The organism is Paractinoplanes hotanensis, assembly GCF_023717965.1.
Classification (GTDB): Bacteria; Actinomycetota; Actinomycetes; order Mycobacteriales; family Micromonosporaceae; genus Actinoplanes; species Actinoplanes polyasparticus.
Genome location: NZ_JAMQOL010000006.1, coordinates 145,603 through 162,407 on the forward strand (window position 1 = coordinate 145,603; position 16,805 = coordinate 162,407).

General features: G+C 70.9%; 17 protein-coding genes. 7 read left to right on the plus strand and 10 right to left on the minus strand.

Going from position 1 to position 16,805, the window contains the following annotated elements; genetic code table 11:
* Positions 1–8 precede the first annotated feature (8 nt).
* Together pta and LXN57_RS05020 are read left to right on the plus strand one after the other, a co-directional pair.
* Positions 9–2,081, plus strand: a complete 2,073-nt coding sequence (gene pta / locus LXN57_RS05015) for a phosphate acetyltransferase (protein ID WP_251796795.1) — start codon at positions 9–11, stop codon at positions 2,079–2,081.
* On the plus strand, positions 2,078–3,193 hold the full coding sequence (locus LXN57_RS05020; RefSeq protein WP_251796796.1) for an acetate/propionate family kinase: 1,116 nt from the start codon (positions 2,078–2,080) through the stop codon (positions 3,191–3,193). The genes pta and LXN57_RS05020 overlap by 4 nt, the downstream gene beginning before the upstream one ends.
* Position 3,194: 1 nt before the next feature.
* Here LXN57_RS05020 and LXN57_RS05025 read toward each other — a convergent pair whose 3' ends face one another.
* Positions 3,195–3,359, minus strand: a complete 165-nt coding sequence (locus LXN57_RS05025) for a hypothetical protein (RefSeq protein ID WP_221375757.1) — start codon at positions 3,357–3,359, stop codon at positions 3,195–3,197.
* A 504-nt stretch (positions 3,360–3,863) separates the two neighbouring features.
* Here LXN57_RS05025 and LXN57_RS05030 point away from each other — a divergent pair.
* The gene (locus LXN57_RS05030) at positions 3,864–4,562 is read left to right on the plus strand and encodes an alpha/beta hydrolase family protein (RefSeq protein ID WP_251796797.1); all 699 of its coding nucleotides are present in this window, start codon (positions 3,864–3,866) and stop codon (positions 4,560–4,562) included.
* 43 nt (positions 4,563–4,605) lie between these two features.
* Here the strand turns inward: LXN57_RS05030 and LXN57_RS05035 are convergent, their stop codons facing one another.
* From LXN57_RS05035 to LXN57_RS05045, 3 genes are all read right to left on the minus strand, one after another.
* Positions 4,606–5,556, minus strand: a complete 951-nt coding sequence (locus LXN57_RS05035; protein ID WP_251796798.1) for a zinc-binding dehydrogenase — start codon at positions 5,554–5,556, stop codon at positions 4,606–4,608.
* Between the two features lie 205 nt (positions 5,557–5,761).
* A complete protein-coding gene (locus LXN57_RS05040; RefSeq protein WP_251796799.1) occupies positions 5,762–7,000 on the minus strand; it encodes an NAD(P)-dependent malic enzyme in 1,239 nt (412 codons plus the stop codon).
* Positions 7,001–7,142: 142 nt separating this feature from the next.
* Positions 7,143–7,451 carry a S26 family signal peptidase gene (locus tag LXN57_RS05045; protein WP_285904591.1) on the minus strand — a complete coding sequence of 103 codons (309 nt, stop codon included), beginning with the start codon at positions 7,449–7,451 and terminating at the stop codon, positions 7,143–7,145.
* Positions 7,452–7,537: 86 nt separating this feature from the next.
* On the opposite strand from LXN57_RS05045, the gene sodN reads away from it, so the two are divergent.
* Both sodN and LXN57_RS05055 read left to right on the plus strand, forming a co-directional pair.
* A complete protein-coding gene (sodN, locus tag LXN57_RS05050; RefSeq protein ID WP_251796801.1) occupies positions 7,538–7,942 on the plus strand; it encodes a superoxide dismutase, Ni in 405 nt (134 codons plus the stop codon).
* Positions 7,943–8,085: 143 nt separating this feature from the next.
* Positions 8,086–8,445 (plus strand): trypco2 family protein, encoded by a 360-nt coding sequence (locus LXN57_RS05055; protein ID WP_221376011.1) that lies wholly within the window; start codon positions 8,086–8,088, stop codon positions 8,443–8,445.
* A gap of 7 nt (positions 8,446–8,452) precedes the next feature.
* Here the strand turns inward: LXN57_RS05055 and LXN57_RS05060 are convergent, their stop codons facing one another.
* Together LXN57_RS05060 and LXN57_RS05065 are read right to left on the minus strand one after the other, a co-directional pair.
* Positions 8,453–9,145 (minus strand): FadR/GntR family transcriptional regulator, encoded by a 693-nt coding sequence (locus tag LXN57_RS05060; RefSeq protein WP_251796802.1) that lies wholly within the window; start codon positions 9,143–9,145, stop codon positions 8,453–8,455.
* 38 nt (positions 9,146–9,183) lie between these two features.
* Positions 9,184–9,579 carry a hypothetical protein gene (locus tag LXN57_RS05065; protein WP_251796803.1) on the minus strand — a complete coding sequence of 132 codons (396 nt, stop codon included), beginning with the start codon at positions 9,577–9,579 and terminating at the stop codon, positions 9,184–9,186.
* Positions 9,580–9,631: 52 nt separating this feature from the next.
* On the opposite strand from LXN57_RS05065, the gene LXN57_RS05070 reads away from it, so the two are divergent.
* Both LXN57_RS05070 and LXN57_RS05075 read left to right on the plus strand, forming a co-directional pair.
* Positions 9,632–10,582 carry a diacylglycerol/lipid kinase family protein gene (locus LXN57_RS05070; RefSeq protein WP_251796804.1) on the plus strand — a complete coding sequence of 317 codons (951 nt, stop codon included), beginning with the start codon at positions 9,632–9,634 and terminating at the stop codon, positions 10,580–10,582.
* A gap of 402 nt (positions 10,583–10,984) precedes the next feature.
* Positions 10,985–11,239, plus strand: a complete 255-nt coding sequence (locus tag LXN57_RS05075) for a WhiB family transcriptional regulator (RefSeq protein ID WP_221375748.1) — start codon at positions 10,985–10,987, stop codon at positions 11,237–11,239.
* A 317-nt stretch (positions 11,240–11,556) separates the two neighbouring features.
* On the opposite strand, the gene LXN57_RS05080 is transcribed toward LXN57_RS05075, so the two are convergent.
* The 4 genes from LXN57_RS05080 to LXN57_RS05095 all read right to left on the minus strand — a co-directional run bounded on the left by LXN57_RS05080 (position 11,557) and on the right by LXN57_RS05095 (position 16,780).
* Entirely contained in the window at positions 11,557–12,315 is a 759-nt protein-coding gene (locus LXN57_RS05080) for a sirohydrochlorin chelatase (RefSeq protein ID WP_251796805.1), read from the minus strand.
* The gene (locus LXN57_RS05085) at positions 12,297–13,064 is read right to left on the minus strand and encodes a phosphoadenylyl-sulfate reductase (protein WP_251796806.1); all 768 of its coding nucleotides are present in this window, start codon (positions 13,062–13,064) and stop codon (positions 12,297–12,299) included. Before LXN57_RS05085 ends, LXN57_RS05080 begins: the two co-directional genes overlap by 19 nt.
* A 151-nt stretch (positions 13,065–13,215) precedes the next feature.
* Positions 13,216–14,910 carry a nitrite/sulfite reductase gene (locus LXN57_RS05090; protein ID WP_251796807.1) on the minus strand — a complete coding sequence of 565 codons (1,695 nt, stop codon included), beginning with the start codon at positions 14,908–14,910 and terminating at the stop codon, positions 13,216–13,218.
* A gap of 319 nt (positions 14,911–15,229) precedes the next feature.
* Positions 15,230–16,780 carry a PAS domain-containing sensor histidine kinase gene (locus LXN57_RS05095; RefSeq protein ID WP_251796808.1) on the minus strand — a complete coding sequence of 517 codons (1,551 nt, stop codon included), beginning with the start codon at positions 16,778–16,780 and terminating at the stop codon, positions 15,230–15,232.
* Positions 16,781–16,805: the final 25 nt, after the last annotated feature.

Consider the following 16,805-nt stretch of genomic DNA (forward strand, 5'->3'; position numbering starts at 1 on the left):
TTGAAGCCGTGGCACGAAGCGTCTATGTGGCTGGTCTGGGTCCGGGGGTCGGCAAGGGCACGGTTGCGCTCGGGCTGGTCGAACTGCTGTCGCGGCAGGTCGCGCGGATCGGGGTGTTCCGGCCGCTGGTCTCCGGCGACGGCGACGATTCGCTGCTCACGCTGCTGACCAAGCGCTATCCGGTGGTCGTGCCCTATGCGGAGTCCTACGGCATCACCATGGCCGAGGCGAGCGCGCTGGTCGCCGACGGCAAGTGGGAAGAGCTGATCTCCCGGATCGTCGAGCGCTACCGCGAGGTCGAGCGTCAGGCCGGGTCCGTGGTGGTGATCGGCAGCGACTTCACGGCCGGCGGGGCCAAGGAGCGCGACGAGATACCGCGCGAGCTGGGCTTCAACGCCCGCCTGGCCACCGAGTTCGGCAGTGTCGTGGTGCCCGTGATCAGCGGCGAGGGCCGCGGGGCGGAATCGCTGGCGGCCGCCGCCCGCAGCGCCTACCACTCGCTCGTCGACCTAGACGCCACCGTGGTCGCCGTGATCGCCAACCGGGTCTCCGGGGGTTCGACGCCCGACGCCGGTCTGCCGGTGCCGATGTGGTCGATCCCCTCCGTTGCCGCCATCGCCGCGCCCACGGTGGCCGAGGTGGCCGAGGCCCTGGACGCCACGGTCGTGTCCGGTGGCGAGGGCGCGCTCGACCGCGACGTGCTCGACTACGTCGTCGGCGCCGCCCACGTGCCGACCGTGCTCGACCACCTGACCGACGGCGCGTTGATGATCACCCCGGGCGACCGCGCCGACCTGCTGCTCGCCGCGAGCGCCGCGCACTCCGCGGGCAACGTGACCCTGTCCGGCCTGGTGGTGACGCTGGGCGAGCCGCCCGACCCGCGGGTCGTCCGGGTGATCGAGCGCCTCAACACCGGTCTCGCGATGCTGGTCGTCGGCACCGACAGCTATCACACGATCGCGGCCGCCTCGCACATCCAGGCGCGCCTCGGCACTGGCACGCCGCGCAAGGTCGAGGCCGCGCTGGGCGCCTTCGAGGAGCATGTCGACACCGCCGAGCTGGCCCGGGTGCTCGACGTCGCCCGCTCCAGCCGGGTCACACCGCTGATGTTCGAGAACGACCTGATCGACCGCGCCCGCGCCGAGCGCCGCCACCTGGTGCTGCCGGAGGGCACCGACGAGCGCATCCTGCGGGCCACCGAGACCCTGCTGCGGCGGGGCGTCGCCGACCTCACACTGCTCGGCGACCCCGGCGAGATCAACCGCCGGGCCCGCGAGCTGGGCGTCGAAATCGGGGCCGCCCGACTGGTCGACCCGGCCGCCAGCGAGTTGCGCGACGGCTTCGCCGAGCGGTACGCCGAGCTGCGCAGGAAGCGGGGCGTCTCGCTCGATCTGGCCTACGACGTGGTCCGCGACGTCAACTACTTCGGCACGCTGATGGTGGCCCAGGGGCTGGCCGACGGCATGGTCTCGGGGGCCAACCACACGACGGCGGCCACCATCCGGCCCGCCTTCGAGATCATCAAGACGGTGCCGGACGTGTCCGTGGCGTCCAGTGTGTTCTTCATGCTGCTGGCCGACCGGGTGCTGGTCTACGGCGACTGCGCGGTCAACCCCGACCCCGACGCGGCCCAGCTGGCCGACATCGCGCTCTCGTCGGCGCTCACCGCCGCGGCCTTCGGCATCGAGCCGCGGGTGGCGATGCTCTCCTACTCGACCGGCAGCTCCGGCGCGGGGGCCGACGTCGAGAAGGTCGCCGCCGCCACCGCGCTCGTCCGCGAGCGGCGGCCCGACCTGCCGGTCGAGGGCCCGATCCAGTACGACGCCGCCGTCGATCCCGCGGTGGCGGCGACCAAGCTGCCCGGCAGCGACGTGGCCGGTCAGGCGACGGTCCTGATCTTCCCCGACCTCAACACGGGCAACAACACCTACAAGGCGGTGCAGCGGTCGGCCGGCGCGGTCGCCGTGGGCCCGGTCATGCAGGGTCTGCGGCGTCCGGTCAACGACCTGTCCCGCGGGGCCACGGTGAAGGACATCGTGAACACAGTGGCGATCACGGCGATTCAGGCGGCGGCGCGATGAGCCGGGTGCTCGTGCTCAACAGCGGCTCGTCGTCGGTGAAGTACCGGCTCTTCGACGGCGCCTCGACCGTCGCCAAGGGCCTGGTCGAGCGCATCGGCGAGAGTGGCGGCGAGGTGCCCGACCACCGGGCCGCCCTGCAGGGAATCATGGACGAGGCCGACCTGACCGGCCTGGCCGCGGTCGGCCACCGGGTGGTGCACGGCGGCCCCGACTTCACCGGGCCCACCGTCATCAACGACCAGGTCGTCGCCCAGGTCGAGGCGCTGGTGCCGCTGGCCCCGCTGCACAACCCGGCCGCGCTGACCGGCATCGAGGTGGCCCGCAAGCTGCTGCCCGACGTGCCCCAGGTGGCCGTCTTCGACACGGCGTTCCACGCCACGATCCCGCCCGAGGGCGTCACCTGGGCCATCTCCCGCGAGCTGGCCGAGCGCTGGCAGATCCGGCGCTACGGTTTCCACGGCACCTCCCACGCGTACGTCTCCCGCCGCACCGCCCACGTGCTGGGCCGCGACCCGGCGTCTACCAACGTGATCACCCTGCACCTGGGCAACGGAGCCAGCGCGTGCGCGGTCGAGGGCGGGCGCAGCGTGGCCACCTCGATGGGCATGTCGCCGCTGCCCGGCCTGGTCATGGGCACCCGCAGCGGCGATATCGACCCGACAGTGATCTTCCACCTGCACCGGGTGGCCGGCCTGCCGCTGGACGAGATCGAGACCTCGCTGACCCGGCACGCCGGCCTGCTCGGGCTGACCGGGGCGAACGACCTGCGTACGGTGCTCGAGCGCCGCGCCGCGGGCGACGCCGACGCCACGCTGGCGTTCGACGTCTACTGCCGCCGCATCCGCGAATACGTCGGCGCCTACCTGGCCGTGCTGGGCCGGGTCGACGCGATCACCTTCACGGCGGGCGTGGGCGAGAACGCGCCCGCGGTGCGGACTGCCGCACTGGCCGGGCTGGAGCCGCTGGGCATCGAGATCGACCCGGACAGAAACGAGCGCCGAGAGGAAATCATCTCTCCGCCCGGCGCTCGCATCCCCGTCTGTGTGATCCCCACCGACGAGGAGTTGGAGATCGCCGACCAGTCCCGGACGGCGTTGTCTCTCCCCCGTTGACTCAGAGAGCCAGCCAGGCGATCAGGGCGACCAGGACGACGGCGACCACGACACCGCCGATGATCAGCGGGGTCTTCGAGGCCGTCGCCGGCTCCTGCGGGGTGCTGTGAGTGAAGGCCCGGAACGCTTCGGTGTTGCCGCTCGGGTCGACGCTGTTGTCAGACATGGCCAAGACCATAGCGAAACGATGCCCGCCCAGCCGCCCCGCCCGAGCCTCTTAGCAGGACAAACGCGATGCGTACGGCGATTTCACCCGAACGTGGGAGCGCCGTCCGCCCGCTTCCCGCCCGCGCGCTTTCCGCTTACCCTCGCGAATCCTCTGGCCGCCGTGCGCGCTCCTCCGGTCGTAGCGTTTCGCGTCTCCGCCCTCGCCGTTCGGGACGCCGCCCTGGGCCTCCTCCGGAACCTCGCAGGAAGCCGACGCACAATGGGACGGGTGCATCGCCGTCCCCTCGCCCTGTTCCTCACCGCCGTGGCGTTGTCAGCGTCGCTCGCTGCCTGTTCGAGCGAACCGCCGTCGGCACCCGCTCCGACAACGACACTGCCCCCCGCCGCCAGCGTTCCGCCCCCGGCGCCCTCCTCACCGGCAGCGCCCGGAACCGAAAGCGCCGCGCCCCTGCCGGGAGCCGCACCACGGCAGGCATTCGCCGTAGAGACCCGCACGCTCCGGTTGAGCCGCGGCGCCGACCGTCCCCTGCCCACAACGGTCTGGCTGCCGAAGGGCGAGGGCCCGTTCCCGCTGATCCTCTTCAGCCACGGCCTGGGCGGGAAGCCGTCCCACTACCGCGAACTGGTGACCGCATGGGCCCGGGCCGGCTTCGTCGTGGCGGCCCCCGCCTATCCCCACACCTCAGCCTCGGCCGCCGAGTTCAACGTGCTCGACGTGATCAACCAGCCCGCCGACGCCAGCTACGTGATCACCGAGACGCTGGCCGAGCTGGGCGCCACCGTCGACGACTCCCGGATCGCTGCCGCCGGCCATTCCGCGGGCGGAGTGACCACGATCGGCTTGTTCAGCGGCACCCGCGACGAACGTCTGCGGGCCGGGGTCGTCCTGGCCGGCCGGCAGATCCTCCCCCAGCCCTTCATCGGCCCCGATGCTCCCTTGCTCTTCGTGCACGGACGCAGGGACGCCACGGTCGCGTACGCCGACGGCCAGGCCGCCTACAGCGCCGTCCAGTGGCCCAAGGCCTTCCTGACCGTCACCGACGGCGGTCACGTAGCCTCCGGCCGCTCGCTGGACGTGATCGCCACGACCAGCACCGACTTCTGGCGCTGGGCCCTCTACGGCGACGAGTCCGCCCGCGACCGCCTCAAGCCCGACGCTGTCCGCGGAGGCCTGGCCACTTTGCAGGATCGCCTCGGCTGATCCACACGCCCGAACGCTCGGGCGCCGCAGCGCCGACCGCGGTTCAGTGCAGGAAGTCGATCGCCACCTTCCCGAAGATCTCGCCCGACTCGAGGCGCGCGAAGGCGTCGGCGATGGCGCTGAAACCGTAGGTGGAGTCGATGACCGGGCGCACGTCCTTCTCGATCAGGAAGTCGAGCAGGGCGGCCAGCTCGGGGGCGGTGCCCATCGTGCTGCCGAGCACGTCGAGCCGCATCGCGAACAGGCGGCGCAGGTCGACGGTGGCGAGGTGGCCGCCGGTCGCGCCGCACACCACGATGCGGGCGCCCGGAGCGCTGCACTTCATCGAGTGGTCGAAGGTGGGCGCGCCCACCGACTCGATGACGACATCCACCCGCTCGGGCAGCCGGGCCCCCGGCTCGACCGCCGTCGCGCCCAGCTCGGCGATCCGCTCCCGCTTGCCCGGGTCGCGGCTGGTGGCGTACACCCGCTTGCCCATCGCGACCGCGAGCGCGACCGCGGCCGTCGCCACCCCGCCGCCGGCCCCTTGCACCAGCACCGACGAGGCGTACTCGACCCGGCCGCGCGTGGTCAGCATGTGGAAGGCGGTCAGCCAGGCCGTGGGCAGGCAGGCCGCGTCGAGGAACGACAGACCGGCCGGCTTCGGAATCAGATTCTCCGGCGGTACGGAGACCCGCTCGGCCAGCGTGCCGGGAAACCGCTCGGACAGCAGCGACAACCCGCGCGGGTCAGTCTCGTCGGCCACCACCGGGTAGACGACAACTTCGTTACCGTTTTGGTCGACACCGGCGGCGTCACACCCGAGCACCATCGGCAACCGGTCGGCGCGCAGTCCCACGCCGCGCAGCGACCAGATGTCGTGCTGGTTGAGCGAACCGGCCCGCACGTCGACCGTCACCCAGCCCTCGGGCGGCGTGGTCTCGGGCAGGTCGGCCACGCGCAAGGCGGAGCGGGGATCGGTCATGTCAGCTGCTATGGCGTAGGCGGCGCGCATAGCCACAGACCATAGTGGCCACTGACGATCACCCGCCGGTTTTCCACATTCGCGCGTTGTCCACAGGCCATCGACACGATCAAGCGCCGCTGCGCGAAAATGACCGGCGGGGGCTCCCCCAGGGAGGGTGGGCTCTGTTCGGGCCAGCCGGACACAAACCGGCCCGGTTGCGCGATGCGCCCCCGGGCCGGTCGAGAAAGCGGATCTAGCTGGGCAGCGCCGCCGAGCGCTGGGCCGGGGCGACCGGCGCCGAGCGGCGGGCCACTCCGTCGGCCTCGGCGGCGGCGGCCACCGCGGCGGCGACGGCCGGGGCGACGCGCGGGTCGAGCGGCGACGGCACGATCGCGTCGGCGGTCAGCTCGTCCGAGACCACGTCGGCGATCGCGTCGGCCGCGGCCACCTTCATGCGCTCGGTGATCGTCGTCGCCCGGACGTCGAGGGCCCCGCGGAAGATGCCGGGGAAGGCCAGCACGTTGTTGATCTGGTTGGGGAAGTCGCTGCGGCCGGTGGCCACGATCGCCGCGTACCTGTGGGCGATCGAGGGGTGCACCTCGGGGGTCGGGTTGGCCATCGCGAAGATGATGCCGCCGGGGGCCATGCCGGCCACCGCGCTCTCGTCGATCTGGCCGCCGGACACGCCGACCAGCACGTCGGCGCCGATCAGGGCCTCCGCGACTCCCCCCGTACGACCGGAGAAGTTGGTCGTCGCGGCCAGGTCCGCCTTGGTCGGGGTGAGGTCGCCCCGGTCGGCGTGGATGATGCCGCGCGAGTCGCAGACGATGACGTTGGCGCCCTCGACCCCGGCCGCGATGAGCATCCGGGTGATCGCGACCCCGGCCGCGCCGGCCCCGCTGATGACCACGCGCAGGTCGCCCAGGCGGCGGCCGAGCAGCTTGGCCGCGTTGCGCAGCGCCGCCAGGGTGACCACCGCGGTGCCGTGCTGGTCGTCGTGGAAGACCGGGATGTCGAGTTCCGCGTCGAGCCGGCGCTCGATCTCGAAGCAGCGCGGAGCGCTGATGTCCTCGAGGTTGATGCCGCCGAACGACGGCGCCATCGCCTTGACCGCGGCGACGATGCCCTCGACGTCCTGGGTGTCGAGGCAGATCGGGATGGAGTCGACGCCGCCGAACTGCTTGAACAGGATCGACTTGCCCTCCATGACCGGCATGGCGGCCTTGGGACCGATGTTGCCCAGCCCGAGCACGGCCGAACCGTCGGTGACCACGGCGACGGTGTTGGCCGTCCACGTGTAGTCGGAGTAGAGCGACTCGTCGTCGGCGATGGCCTCGCAGACCCGGGCGACACCCGGGGTGTAGGCCAGGGAGAGGTGGTCGCGGCTGGCCAGCGGCACGGTCAGGCTGATCTCCATCTTGCCGCGTTTGTGCAGATCGAAGACGGGATCGGCGGCCAGGGCGGGATCGAGTTCGAAACTGAAGTAGGACATGCGGGGGCTCCAACCGGCATCGGGACGTGGGGTCGGCGAGACGGTCGCGACGGCGAGTAGGGCGCCGGACCGGAACGCGATGCGGGGATCACCCGGGAAACAGCAACCGCGAAGCGCGAGTGTGCGCCGCGGTGCTGCGACCTTAACCTAGCCGACCGAGCCGCGGGTAGTAGCGGAATAACACCGGGCCGATGACATCCGCCACCCCGTACGCCCGGCTGTCGTCCTCGATCAGCTGGTTGTCGCCCTGTAGCCACCACCCGCCGTCCTGGGGCCTTACCGTGCGCTTGACGACCAGCAGGTCGGACCGCGTACGGAACCGGGCGACCACCACGTCACCCGCGCGGACCCGGCCGCCCCGGCGCACCAGCAGGGCGTCGCCGTCGCGCAGGGTCGGCGCCATGGACGGCCCTCGGACGAGTACCGCGAACAGTGGTAGTTGCCATCTCACGGCATCAGTCCTCCGTCGCGTTACCGCGGGGTTGTAAGGGGTAGTGTCAACCACGGATCATCGCAAACTCATATGGAGGAGTCCTGATGCGACTTCCGCGTTTCCTCACGCCTCGAACCGTGGTCACCGCCCACTGCGACCTTCCGTGTGGCGTCTACGACCCGGCGCAGGCCCGGATCGAGGCCGAGTCGGTCAAGGCCATCGCTGAGAAGTACCAGGCGAACACCGACCCCGAGTTCCGCACGCGCGCCATCATCATCAAGGAGCAGCGGGCCGAGCTGGTCAAGCACCACCTGTGGGTGCTGTGGACCGACTACTTCAAGCCCCCGCACTTCGAGAAGTACCCCAACCTGCACCAGCTGTTCAACGAGGCCACCAAGCTGGCCGGCGCCGCCGGCGCCAAGGGCTCGCTCGACCCGGCGGTCGGCGACCAGCTCCTCGGCAAGATCGAGGAGATCTCGAAGATCTTCTGGGAGACCAAGCAGGCCTGAGCAAGAAACCAGCACGGCCGGTACGCCCACCGGGCGTACCGGCCGTGTCTGTTCAGCGACTAAAGTCTCCCGCGGCAGGAGGAGGAACGGTGACTCAGGTGACGGACAGACATCCGGACCCGGCTATCGGCGACGACGTCGTGATGCTGACCGTGCCCGCCGACGGCGGTTATCTGGGGGTCCTCCGCACGGCGACGGCCGGTCTGGCGGCGCGGCTGCACTTCGCCCTCGACGAGATCGAGGACCTGCGCATCGCGGTCGACGAGGCCTGCGCGATGCTGCTGGCGATCGCGACCCGCGGCGCCGAGCTCGACTGCCGGTTCGCGGTGACCGAGGACGCCCTGACCGTCGAGGTCACCGTGACGACCGTACGGGGCGCGAAGTTGCCGGCCGAGTCGTCCTTCGCGTGGAAGGTGCTGACGGCCCTCACCACCTCGGCCGCGGCCGAGGCCACCGGGCAGCGCGCCACCATCCGCCTCGTGACCAGGCGCACAGGAGCCTAGAACGACCTCAGTGCAGCACCGCGGCGATGTAGTCGAGATGCTGCGCCGCGGCCCGGGTCGCCGACTCCGCGTCCCGCATGATCAGGCAATCCAGGATCAGCCGGTGGTCGGCGTCGATCTGGCGCCAGTAGCCGGGCGGCAGGTTCTCGATGATGTCCTCGCCGAAACTCGCGTGGTAGAGCGGGCGCACCACCAGCTCGAAGAGCGGGTTCATCGTCGCCTTGGCCACGGCTGTGTGGAAGGCGGCGTGCGCGGCCAGCATCGTCTCGAGGTCGTCGACCGCGGGGTCGAAGAACGCGCCGCGCACCTCGGCCAGGTGCTCGTCGTCGCGCCGCACCGCGGCCAGGCCGGCCGCCGGCACCTCGAGCGCACGGCGCAGCTCGACCAGGTCGGTCAGGCCCACGCCGGCCGAGTTCGACAGCAGCGTGAAACCGGTGGTGAGAGCGTCAGCAAGCTGTTCGGCGTCGGGGTGGGCGACGAAGCTGCCCCCGGTGACGCCGCGGGTCGTGACGATCAGGTGCTGGCTGGCCAGCAGGCGCAAGGCCTCCCGCACGGTGCTGCGGCTGACGCCGGTTTTGACGCACAGCTCAGGCTCCGGCGGCAGACGTTCGCCGGGCTGAAGCCGTCCTGAGGTGATGTCCGCCCGTAACTCGTCGGCCAGCAGCTGGTACGCGGGCGGGCGCACCGTTGATCCGGTCACACCCTCAGGGTAGGCCCTGGTCCGCCGAATCAGGGCAATTAATCGATGCCTAACGCTCTCGTGCTGGGCGGCAGCACGATCAGCAGGCCCACGAGCACACCGAGCGCCATCAGCACGAGGCCCAGCCAGGACGGGCCGACCTGAAGCAGGAACCCACCGGCGGCGATGGTGAAGAGCTGCACGACGATGGCGGGGCCGCGAGCGCCGCGCTGCCGACGCCCGAGAGCGCGCGCGACGACGAAGACGGCCGCCACGCCGAGGGCAGCGAAGACGGTCAACGCCACGGCCATCCCGACGTTGACCGACGGCCTCGTCAGATCGAGGACGATGAGGTAAATCGTGAGGCCGGCCAGCGCGGCGCACTCCAGGTAGAGCAGTCGCACCGCCCACACCAGCGTCGAGGGCTTGTCAACGACTGACTTCTCACCGGTCACTGGTGCACCATACCGACAGTGTTTCGGGCGCCTCTTGGGTATTGTGCCGCGCATGCGAGCGCTACTGCTGGTCAACCCCAAGGCTACGACCACCAGCGAGCGCAGCCGAGACGTCCTGGTCAGGGCCCTGCGCAGCGCGGTCGAGCTGTCGGTGGAATACACGACCCGCCGGGGCCACGCGGCCACGCTGGCCCGCGCCGCTGCCGAGAGCGGGGTCGACGTGGTCGTCACCCTGGGCGGCGACGGCACGGTCAACGAGGCGGTGAACGGCCTGATGACCGCCGAGGCCGTGCTGAGCGGGCTGACCGGCCCTCGCTCCCAGGTGCTGCCGGCGCTCGCCGTGGTCCCCGGTGGATCGACCAACGTCTTCGCCCGCGCGCTGGGGCTGCCGCGCGACTGGGTCGAGGGCGTCAGCGTGATCCTCGAGGGTCTGCGCGACGGGCGGCACCGGGTGATCGGCCTGGGCCGCGCCGACGACCGCTACTTCACCTTCGCCGCCGGCATGGGCCTGGACGCGGCCGTGGTGCGCCGGGTCGAGCAGGCCCGCCTGCGGGGCCGTACCTCCACGCCGGGTCTCTACTTCCGCTCGATCGCCGGCCAGATCCTCGCCGGGGAGGACCGCAAGGCGCCGCCGTTGTCGATCGAGCGTCCCGGCGAGCCGGCCGAACCCGATCTGGGCACCGTCATCATCCAGAACACCGCCCCCTGGACCTATGTCGGCGACCGGGCGATCAATCCGAACCCGGGCGCGTCGTTCGACCGCGGTCTCGATGTGATGGCCCAGCGCGGGCTGGCCATCAGCGGCACGACGCGCACGCTGGCCCAGTTGGCGACCCGCAAGGGTGATCCGCACGGCAAGCATGTGCTGCATCTGCACGACCTGGACGAGTTCACCGTCGTCGCTTCCCGCCCGCAGCCGTTCCAGCTGGACGGCGACTATCTGGGCGAGCGCCAGAAGGTGCACTTTGTGTCCGTTCCCGAAGCGCTACGTGTGATCTGCTGACCGCCGGGTAGTCAACCTCACGATCCGTTACAGAAACACGGTCAAAAGGTCGGCATCGGGGCGGGGACCGTACTACATTGATAGGAGCGTTGGTCAACCGGCTCTGGCGCATGCCTCAGAACCGGACATAGAGGGCGTGAGGCAGCTCACCCGGCCGGAGAAACTTCGGGCGCTACCCTTGACATCGCACGAGTTCGTGAAAGCATTCACAAGCGATAAGAAGTAACCGGTTGCTGGTTGCGCGCGTTTCTTATCCAGAAGCGCCGAGCAGCACCAGTAACACAAAAGCTTGCTACGCACGGCGAGCAGACGGGCACTCAGACGTCAGCCGCCATCGCGCACGCATAGGTAAAGCAGTAACGCGATTCATTACCCCAGCCAGAAACAAGGAGTGTTGCCGCCATGGACTGGCGTCACGATGCGATCTGCCGCGACGAGGACCCGGAGCTGTTCTTCCCGATCGGGACGTCCGGCCCCGCGCTCCTGCAGGTCGAGCAGGCCAAGGCCGTGTGCCGGCGGTGTCCCGTGACTTCGGACTGCCTTACCTGGGCACTCGAATCGGGACAGGACGCCGGCGTCTGGGGCGGGATGAGCGAAGACGAGCGGCGCGCAGTCAAGCGTCGCGGCGGCCTCCGGGTCGGCGCTCCTACCGCCTGAATCAATCCCCTCACAGCATTTGCGCCCCGGGCCGATCGGCACCGGGGCGTCTTGCTGTTTCCGCCCGATTACTGAGCGCGCCGAATCCTGAGAGCTTCCCGAGAGGTTCGCCGAACGCGCTAATGCGATCACGTTGGGTTTCATCGAGAATCCGCGAAATGATCTCGAAATTGCGAGCCGCGACGAATGGTCCACATTCCCCTCACGGTCGGTCAGTCCTCTGCGGAGCGCGCCCGGCACACGACGGTTGGTAACGGTGCGTCGCCAAACCCCACATGCGTACGGCGCGTGGCGGGAAACACGGCAGGCGCCACGACTCAGGCGGCGGCGGGCAACGAGCGGCCGGTCGCGGCCAGCACGCGGGACGCCACCAGCCGGACGAGTTCCGGGGCGTCGCCGAGCGGCTCGGCCGCGCAGACCGCGCCGGCCTCCCGGGCGGAGCGCACGGCCAGGTCGTACAGGAAGCCCGGGGCCAGGAAATAGGCGGCCAGACCGACCCTGGAAGCGCCTGAGGCCCGCAGGTGACGCACAGCCGCCCCCGGGTCCGGCGGGGAGGCCGAGGCATAGGCGGCGATGCACGGGACGCTCAGGCGGGCGCTGAGAGCGTCCGCGGCCCACATGATCGTTTCCCGGGCGGCCGCGTCCCGCGTGCCGGCCGCGGCCAGCACGACCGCGTCCAGATCGGTGGCGGGCAGGCGGCGCAGCACGCCGTCGATCAGCGACTCGGACGGGCCCAGGACGTCGGCCAGCGTCACGTCGACCGGCAGCGAGGCCGCGTCGTCGAGGACCGCCGGGACGTCGACCTTGCCGTGATAGGCCGCCGTCAGCAGCAGCGGCACCAGCACGGCCCGGCCTCCCGGCAGGGCGGCCAGCACGTCGAGCGGGCGCGGGCCGGCGTGGTCGAGGTACGACGCGTGCACGTCCCACGAGGGATGAGCACGACGCACGGCCCGGGCCAGCGCTTCCGTGGCGGCCGCGGCCCGCGGGTCACGGCTGCCGTGAGCGACCAGGACGACGGCGGGGGCCGGAGCCATGCGGGACCCCGGCGCCACCGGCGCTAGACGTGAAGGCCGCATTCGGTCTTCTCGAACATGGCCCAACGGCCCGCCCGCGGGTCCTCGCCCGCCTTCGTGCGCCGGGTGCACGGCCAGCAGCCGATCGAGCCGTACCCCTTCTTGAAGAGCTCGTTGACCGGCACGTTCCACCGGGCGATGTAGCGGTCGACGTCGGCCTGGGTCCAGGCCGCGATCGGGTTGACCTTGACCTTGCCCTTCTTCGGGTCGAACGTCACCACCGGCGTGTTGGCCCGGGTCGGCGACTCGTCACGGCGCAGGCCGGTGGCCCACGAGTCGTAGTCGCTCAGCGCGCGCTCCAGCGGCTCGACCTTGCGCAGGAAGCAGCACTCGTCGGGGCTGCGGGCGAACAGCCGTGGCCCGTACTCGCCGTCCTGCTGGCCGACCGTCCGGCGGGGACGGATGGAGCGGACGTTCACGTCCATGGTGGCGGCCACGATGTCGCGCACCTTGAGCGTCTCGGGGAAGTGCAGACCGGTGTCGAGGAAGACCACGTCGACGCCCGGCGAGACCCGGGAGAAGAGGTGCGCGACCACGGCGTCGGCCATCGAACTGGTGACGCAGAACCGGTCGCCGAAGGTGTCGGTCGCCCACTTGGCGATCACCTCGGCCGGGGCGCCCTCGAGCTCACGGCCGGCCTTGCGGGCCAGCGCCTCGAGCTCGTCGCGGGAGCGGCGGGTCGGATCCTGGGTCACCGGGGCCGCGCCGCCGAGGTTGACCAGATTCAGAGAGGTTGCGGCCACGACTGTCATCGGTTTACTCCCTTGGAAAGCAGCCCGTTGAACTTGACCGTGAAAACGCGGGCGCAGGAGTGGCACTCCCACGCGCCGTGCGATGCCTCGTTGGGGAACAGGTCCTCTTCGCCGCAGTACGGGCAGTACAGCGGGGCGGACCGGGCGTCACTCATTTGAGGAGCTCCTCGTCGGCGCGCACGACCCAGTCGGCGAACGTCTCGTCCTTCGACGTGCGTCCGTCCAGGTAGTGGCGGGCGAGCTTCTCGACGTACGCGGGAAGCTCTTCCGCCGTGGCCTTGAGCCCGCGCAGCTTGCGCCCGAAGCCGGACGTCTGGCCCTGGGCCATGCCGAGCCCACCGCCCAGGTGCACCTGGAAGCCCTCGACCTGCTCGCCGTGCGCGTTCATCACCAGCTGGCCCTTGAGGCCGATGTCGGCGACCTGGGTGCGGGCGCAGGCGTTGGGGCAGCCGTTGATGTGGATCGAGATCTCGGCGTCGAAGTCCTTGAGCCGCTCCTCGAGCCGGGCCACCAGCTCCTCGCCGCGGGCCTTGGTCTCGACGATCGCGAGCTTGCAGTACTCGATGCCGGTGCAGGCCATCGTGCCGCGCCGCCAGGCCGACGGCCGGGCCTCGAGGCCGATCGCGCGCATCCCGGCGATCAGCGGCTCGACCTGCTCGTCGGCCACGTCAAGGACCAGAAGCTTCTGGTACGCGGTGAGACGCACCCGGTCGGAGCCGTGCGCCTCGACCAGGTCGGCGAGCTTGCCCAGCTGGACGCCGGAGGACCGGCCCACCACCGGCGCCGCGCCGACGTAGTTGCGGCCGTCGATCTGCTTGTGCACGCCGATGTGGTCGATCGGCTTGGCCGGCAGGTCGGGTGCCGGGCCGTCGATCAGCGCGCGCTCCAGGTACTCCTTCTCGAGCACCTCGCGGAACTTGGCGACACCCCAGTCGGCGAGCAGGAACTTCAGCCGGGCCCGGTTGCGCAGCCGGCGGTAGCCGTAGTCGCGGAAGATCCCGACCACGCCCTCCCAGACGTCCGGGATCTCGTCGATCGGCACCCAGACGCCCAGCCGCTCGGCCAGCCGCGGGTTGGTGGAGAGTCCCCCGCCGATCCAGAGGTCGAAGCCGGGGCCGTGCTGCGGGTGGTTGACGCCGACGAACGAGATGTCGTTGGTCTCGTACGGACCGTCGGCCAGCCAGGAGATCTGCGACTTGAACTTGCGCGGCAGGTTCGAGTAGCGCGGGTCGCCGATGTAGCGCTTGATGATCTCGTCGATCGCCGGCGTCCCGTCGAGCACCTCGTCGACCGACACCCCGGCCACCGGCGAGCCGAGCACGACGCGCGGGCAGTCGCCGCAGGCCTCGGTGGTCTCCAGGCCCACGGCCTCGAGCCGGCGCCAGATCTCGGGCATGTCCTCGATGCGGATCCAGTGCAGCTGGATGTTCTGCCGGTCGGTGATGTCGGCCGAGTCGCGGCCGAATTCCTGGGAGATCTGCGCGATCGTGCGCAGCTGGGCCACGCTCAGCGCGCCGCCGTCGATGCGGACGCGCAGCATGAAGTACTCGTCCTCGAGCTCGTGCGGCTCGAGCACCGCCGTGCGGCCGCCGTCGATCCCGGCCTTGCGCTGGGTGTAGAGCCCCCACCAGCGGAACCGGCCGCGCAGGTCCTGCGGGTCGATCGAGGCGAAGCCGGTGTGGGCGTAGATGTTCTCGATGCGGTCGCGGACGTTGAGCGGGTTGTCGTCCTTCTTGATCCGCTCGTTGGGGTTCAGCGGCTCGCGGTGTCCGAGCGCCCACTGGCCCTCGCCGCGCGCCTTGCGGGGGCGGGCGGTCGGCGTAGCGGGGGTGCTGCTGGGCGCCATGTCGGCGGTCCTCCGGGAATCGTGGGCGCGTTCAGACGCTCACGGCACGCATCTCCAGAGACCTCAACGAGGCTCGCGACATCAGTGTCAGGAGTGGCCGGCGCGTCTCGCGCGCCCGAAAAATAATTCGGACGGCGTCAGGAAGCCGGACACATCGCGCTGCGGACACGGCCGTAATCAACGTGGCGGCGAGCCACGAAGCGGCGGTCCAGAGCAGCGGTCATGTGGGCAAGCCTCTCACGCCGCGGCCTTCTGGGCCAGGCTGGTCCAGATTCCGGGAGTGTGGTACGTAGCACCCCGCAAACGCTGCGTTAACAATTCAGCGTTTTCCCAGGGGCACTACGAGCACCGCCTCGGTGCCGCCGCCGGACCGCTTGCGCAGCTCGATGCTGCCGCGTAGCTCGCCGGTGGCCAGCGCCCGCACGATCTGCAGGCCGAGGCGGTGGGTGTCCTCGGCCCGGAAGTCGTCGGGCAGGCCCTGCCCGTTGTCGGCCACCGTGACGTGCAACTGCTTGCGGAACCGATGGGCCGAGACCACCACCTCGCCGAACTCACCGGGCGGGGGCGGAGCCGGGTCGTCGTCGTCCTCGGGGGCCGGGAAGCCATGCTCGACCGCGTTGATCAGCAGCTCGTTCAGCACCATGACCAGCGAGGTGGCGATCTCGGCGGGCAGCACGCCGAACGTGCCCTCGCGCCGCATCCGGACCGGGATGCTGGTCGCCGCGACCTCGGTGGCGGCGGTGGCCACCCGGTCGACGATGCTGTCGAAGTCGACCGCCTCGTCGCTCGACATCGACAGGGTCTCGTGCACCAGCGCGATCGACGCGACCCGGCGCACCGATTCCTGCAGGGCCAGCTTGGCCTCGGGCGCGTCGACCCGGCGGGCCTGCAGGCGCAGCAGCGCGGCCACGGTCTGCAGGTTGTTCTTGACCCGGTGGTGGATCTCGCGGATCGTCGCGTCCTTGGTCATCAGCGCGCGGTCGCGGCGGCGCACCTCGGTCACGTCGCGCACCAGCACCAGCGCGCCGATCGGCACCCCGGCCGGCAGCAGCGGCAGCGCCCGGATCAGCACAGTCGCGCCGCGGGCCTCCATCTCCTGCCGGGGCGGGGACTCGCCGCGCAGGGCCGAGAGGATGCGCTCGGACGCGTCGTTGCCCTCCAGCGGATCGGCAGCGAGCCGGCTGGTGAGCGCCGACAGCTCCTCGCCGACCAGGTGGGCGTTGAAGCCGAGCCGCCGGTAGGCCGACTGGGCGTTCGGGCTGGCGTACGTGACCTTGCCGCCCGCGTCGAGCCGGACCAGGCCGTCGCCGACCCGCGGGGCCGAGGTGGTCTCGCCCGGGTGCCGGGGCGGCGGGAACGTGCCGTCGCAGACCATCTGGGCCAGGTCGTCGGCGGTGGTCAGATAGTTGAGCTCGAGCTGGCTCGGGGTCCGCGCGGTGGACAGGTTGGTGTCGCGGCCGATCACGGCGATGACCTCGCTGAAGCCCTCTTCGTGGTCGTCGGGGTCGCGCAGGCGTACGGGGATGGCCTCGTGCCGGGCCGGGGTGTCGCCGTACCAGACCGGGTCGCCCTCGCGCCAGATCCGCTCCTGGGCGAACGCGATGTCGAGGTGGGCCACCTCCGGACCGCCCACGATCTTGCCGACCTGGTCGTCCTGGTAGGCCGTCGGGGCGGTCGTCGGGCGCACCTGGGCCACGCACAGGTACTCGCGCGGCTGCCCGTCCTCCCCCTTCACCGGCACCCACATCAGCAGGTCGGCGAAGGAGAGGTCGGACAGCAGCTGCCAGTCGCCGGCCAGCCGGTGCAGGTGGTCGATGTCGGCCGGCTTGAGGCCGGTGTGCTCCTCGGCCAGATCACGCAACGTTGACACGGCCCAAGCGTGCCACGCCGGTGTT